This window comes from Methylobacterium sp. Leaf108 (assembly GCF_001423265.1).
GTDB lineage: Bacteria > Pseudomonadota > Alphaproteobacteria > Rhizobiales > Beijerinckiaceae > Methylobacterium.
The window spans coordinates 1-4296 of record NZ_LMND01000021.1 but is presented as its reverse complement, the minus strand read 5'-3'; the positions used below and the strand labels follow the sequence as shown (position 1 = coordinate 4296).

Genomic DNA, 4296 nt, shown 5'->3' with positions numbered 1-4296 from the left:
GCCAGCGTTCTCCGCTTGGCCAGCTGCGCTCGCCCGACCAGCTCCGCCGGCCAAGCTACCCGTGGTGGAGCGGCCTACCGCGCACTAACTTTACCCTTGGACCACCGCGTGGGGGCCGATCACTGCCGCCGGGTGGTCGGGGTCCACATGGCAGATCCAGGTCAGGTTTCAGCACCCTTCTGGAATCACTGCCATCCCGGCCACTCAACCCCGCCTCGGCCCCTTATCGGACGGGCTCTAAGTCGCTGATCCGCATAAAGTATTTCATCTTGAAGGGTTTCTTCCGCATCTGATTGTTCAACAGATGCGTTCAACATGCCGCGCCCGATGAAGTGCCAAGGCAGCACGATCCACCAACTCATCCGACATATCCCGGCTGATGTGCTTGACGGAGCACGTGGGCAGATGCTGGCAATCCCCATTGGCGACACGCTCGTCTAAAAGGTGATCGCAGCGAAGGACGTGGACGTTCGCGTCTCGCTGCGCACCCGAGAACCTCAGGAAGCGAAGGCCCGTCAGGCGGTCGCTGTCGCGTACCTTGAGGCGTTCTGGCGTTCGATGCGTGACGGCCCTGAGCGGCTCACCCAAAGAAGATTTTGGCCCTTGCTGGCGAAGTCTACCGCGCCCTCGCTGATACCCTTGAGGATGATCCTGGCTCAGCGGAGAAGTGGCTTCAGGCTGAGATTAGGAAACCTAAGGCCGAGTTTGGGCAGTTCGGACGTAACGCTCTGATGATCCCATCGGACGAGGAGCGCCGCGCCAGATGTTTTGTCCCGGCATGTGGTGGAGCGGGCTTGACCTGAAGCGACCGGGCTCGGCGGCCCATGCTTTGCAGATGCCCTCGTCGAGCGTGAGACCACGGAGGGTCTTGAGGCGGCGACCGAAGTTGTCGGCGCTGACGAAGGCGGCCAGCGGCGAAGCCTGACCGAGGGCATGGTCACGGTCACGATTGAGACTCGTGACCGTGCGAGAGAACACATCCGACTAAGCCCGGCGGCGTCAAACCGGAGCCGTCAGGTTTTCGCCTGCTCGATCCGCCTGCCGCGCTCCCGCGAGACCTCAATGCCCATCCTCGAAGATGCCCCGTCCCAGCTGGCCACCTCCTCGGACGCAGCCTCGCGAGGCCTCGACCGTCGCCGCTTCGGCGCCTTGGTCCTGACGGCCGGTGCCGGAAGTCTACTCTCCCGTCGTTCGGCCTTGGCACTGCCGGCGTCCGATGCGGGCCAGGTTATCGACTTCGAGTGGGTCGACGCCGCCCGCGACCGGGCGGTGCCGGCGCGGCTTTATTGGCCGAACTCCTCAGCCCGGAAGGGCCTGGTCCCGCTGATCGTCTTCTCCCATGGGCTCGGTGGCTCCCGGAAGAGCTACAGCTACCTCGGAGAGGGGTGGGCTGCGGCCGGGACGGCCAGTCTGCACATCCAGCATGTCGGCAGCGACGAGACGCTGTGGCGAGGCAACCCGCTCCTGCTCCTCGACCGGTTGGACGGCGCGGCGGACGAGCGTGAGGCCATCGAGCGGGCACGCGACGTGCGCTTTGGGCTCGACCGTCTGCTCGACCGGAGCAATCCGTACCATGCCGCCATCGACCGGAAGTGCATCGTCGCGGCCGGTCACTCCTTCGGCGCGAACACCACCCTGATCCTCACGGGCGCCCAGGTCGTCAGGGACGGAAAGCTCCTCGAGTACCAGGACCCCCGCTTCTCTGCGAGCCTCGTCATTTCGGCTCCGCCCTTCTACGGCGAAACCAACCTCGCGGCGGTGCTCGCCTCGGTCGGCGTCCCCACGCTCCATGTGACGACAACCGAGGACACGATCCGCATCCCCGGTCGCTACTCGCCCGTCCAGGACCGCATCGACGTCTTCAAAGCCATCCCTACGGTGCGAAAAGCCCTCGTCGTGTTTCAGGGCGGTTCACACAGCGTCTTCACCGACCGATCCCTCAGGAACGGCGGACCGCTGAACCCCTTGGTTAAGCGCGCAACGTCGGAGGTCGCCCTGGCCTTCCTCGACCTCGTCTACCGGTCCGATCCCCATCCCCTCGAAGACTGGAGCGCGACGTGGAAACCAATCCTGGCCACGGCACCGGCACCGTTTCCGGTGCCCGTAAGGCAAATGGATCGCAAGCGGCGTGCGTGAGGAAAGAATCGTCTCTGCGCCGCCAATGCGCCATTGAGCTCAGGACGACAGGCAGAATGCTGGGGGCATGAAGCGATGTTTGGTGCCGGACCTCGACTGCTGCGATGGGGTGGTTCTCCGCACGTCCACGTTCGGGCGGACCCTTGGCGACGCGCACGTTGGCGTTCACGCGAGGTGACCCCGGACAGCCCTCCGCGATGCGCCGGCGGAACGTTGGGTTGCGAGCGTGTCTCGGACACTGGAAATCCTGTCGAAGGTTCCGAGGACGCGCCGCCCGAAGCAGGGTCCCCGTACGAGAACGGGCCAGCCTGTCAGGTTTTTCGTCGCCTTCCGAACAGTCACGCTGCCGCCGAGACCGAGTACTCGTTCGTTCGGCAGCAGCTTCCGAGTGGAAGGAAACAATGACCATCGGCACCGCGACCTTCTGGATCGTCATCGCCGCTGCCGGCGCCTGTTTCGGCGCAGTGTTCGGCTTTCTGTTCAAAGAGGGGCCGACGGTGGCTGGCATGATATTCGGCGCGTGCGTCGGCGGTGTTGCCATCGCCTACGAGCGCGGCGTCCTGTTCCCGAGCTACAGCAGGCGCCTGCGCCTCCTGCCGACACCTGCCTACCTCGTGGCGGCGGAACTCAGCCTGTTGCTCGTGGTGCTTGTCGGAATGACGGTGACCGGTTCGCTCATGTGGACGCTCGGCCTCACGGACAAGACTTGGTTGCAGGCCGCGACACCCCAACCCGCATCCGTGCTCTATGCGCTGGCTGTCTCGGCGCTCCTCGTCAGTGTGCTGCGAGTGCGCGAGTTGCTCGGCAGCGGGACCTTCGCCAACATCCTTCTCGGACGCTACCACCGTCCGGTCAGCGAGGAACGCGTCTTCCTGTTCCTCGATCTGGTCGGGTCGACAACCTATGCGGAAAAGCACGGCGACCTTGCCGCACAGGAGCTGCTGAAAGCCGTCTTCTCGGCGATCGCCGAACCGGTTCGGCGGCACCGTGGTCAGGTCGACGATTACATAGGCGACCAGGTCATCATTTCCTGGCCGCTTGTGCGCGGGATCGAGCAGGCACGGTGTGTCGCCTGCGTCTTCGCGGTCCGCCGTACCCTCGGCAACGATCGCGATTGGTGGATCACGCGTTTCGGTGTCGTTCCCGAACTGCGTGCCGCACTTCACGGCGGTAGCGTCGTGACGGCGGAAGTCGGCGTCGACCGGCACAAGATCGCCTATTTCGGCGACGTCATGAATGCGACCTCAAGGCTGGAAGGTCTGTGTCGGACGACCGGGCGACCCGTTCTCATCTCGGACGCCGTCCTCGCGCGGATGCCGGTTCTTCCGGATGGCATCGAAGCCGAGGAGCTTGGGTTGCATAGCCTGCGCGGCCGTAGCGGAACAATGGTGGTGCATTCACTGGCTGAAACGCGAAAGCTCAAAATCATTGGTGGCGCCAAGGAGCACTCGGACGCCGAAGACCAGCGCAAGGGAGCAGGGCTCGGCCACGCTGCCCGGGCAGGTGGCCTATAATCCACGGTCCGATTGGATGATCCATTTTGCTTGGTCAGCGAGCGAGGTGACGGCGTCGCGTCTCGATTTTTATTCGGAGCAGCCGATGGGCGACCACTGAATCAGCCGCCGTGCCGCGCTGTGGCGAGGGCCTGCCCGAGAGCAACCGGGCCGGACGCGCCTTCGCGCGGTCCGGCGGGGTGCCTCAGCGGCCGATCTGCTTGGTCAGGGGCATGATCCCCTCGATGCCCAGGAGTCTCTGGTCGCGCTCTTGCGGACGGTATCCGCTCTCGACGGAAGCCGCGCACCTCAACGCGGCGCCGGCCATGTCCCAGTAGATCCTGACGGTCTTACGCAGGCTGGCTCCTTCCGCTTCGGGGACGGAAAGGTCGTGGTTCATTGTCGTGCTGGCCATCGGTAGGTCCCTTAATGGTGGTGGGTCCCGATGGGCGTCCTCCCTGGACAGACAGGAGATGGCCTCTGTGTGCACCGCAGCAAAGTGCGAAGCGACACAGACACGCAGCATCATGCGTCCGATACGGGCCAGCCTTGCGCCTAGAGGCTGTTATGAACCTCCCGCCAGTTGAGCGGCCTGTTTGAGCATGAGGCAGACGAAGGCGACGATGTGGAGGTCTGCGAGTGTGCTGGGATAGCAGATCGGAAGAGC

The 4296-nt window shown here is 64.5% G+C and carries 4 protein-coding genes and 1 pseudogene; 3 read left to right on the top strand and 2 right to left on the bottom strand.

Going from position 1 to position 4296, the window contains the following annotated elements; all coding sequences use genetic code 11:
* Positions 1-444: 444 nt before the first annotated feature.
* Positions 445-732 (top strand): DUF6538 domain-containing protein, encoded by a 288-nt coding sequence (locus tag ASF39_RS22635; protein ID WP_348271515.1) that lies wholly within the window; start codon positions 445-447, stop codon positions 730-732.
* On the opposite strand, the pseudogene ASF39_RS22350 reads toward ASF39_RS22635, so the two are convergent.
* Positions 694-912: pseudogene (locus ASF39_RS22350) on the bottom strand (hypothetical protein); the annotation flags it as partial. The gene ASF39_RS22635 and the pseudogene ASF39_RS22350 overlap by 39 nt on opposite strands.
* A 150-nt stretch (positions 913-1062) precedes the next feature.
* Here ASF39_RS22350 and ASF39_RS11160 point away from each other — a divergent pair.
* A complete protein-coding gene (locus ASF39_RS11160; RefSeq protein WP_056283872.1) occupies positions 1063-2136 on the top strand; it encodes an acetylhydrolase in 1074 nt (357 codons plus the stop codon).
* Positions 2137-2537: 401 nt separating this feature from the next.
* Positions 2538-3650, top strand: a complete 1113-nt coding sequence (locus ASF39_RS11155) for an adenylate/guanylate cyclase domain-containing protein (protein WP_082494517.1) — start codon at positions 2538-2540, stop codon at positions 3648-3650.
* Between the two features lie 184 nt (positions 3651-3834).
* Here the strand turns inward: ASF39_RS11155 and ASF39_RS11150 are convergent, their stop codons facing one another.
* Positions 3835-4044: a hypothetical protein gene (locus ASF39_RS11150; RefSeq protein ID WP_055887131.1), complete on the bottom strand. Its 210-nt coding sequence runs from the start codon at positions 4042-4044 to the stop codon at positions 3835-3837.
* Positions 4045-4296 lie beyond the last annotated feature (252 nt).

Bases quoted from the DNA above. Each gene is read 5' to 3' on its own strand.
- ASF39_RS11160 (WP_056283872.1), top strand. From the start codon at position 1,063: ATGCCCATCCTCGAAGATGCCCCGTCCCAGCTGGCCACCTCCTCGGAC.
- ASF39_RS11155 (WP_082494517.1), top strand. From the start codon at position 2,538: ATGACCATCGGCACCGCGACCTTCTGGATCGTCATCGCCGCTGCCGGC.
- ASF39_RS11150 (WP_055887131.1), bottom strand. From the start codon at position 4,044: ATGGCCAGCACGACAATGAACCACGACCTTTCCGTCCCCGAAGCGGAA.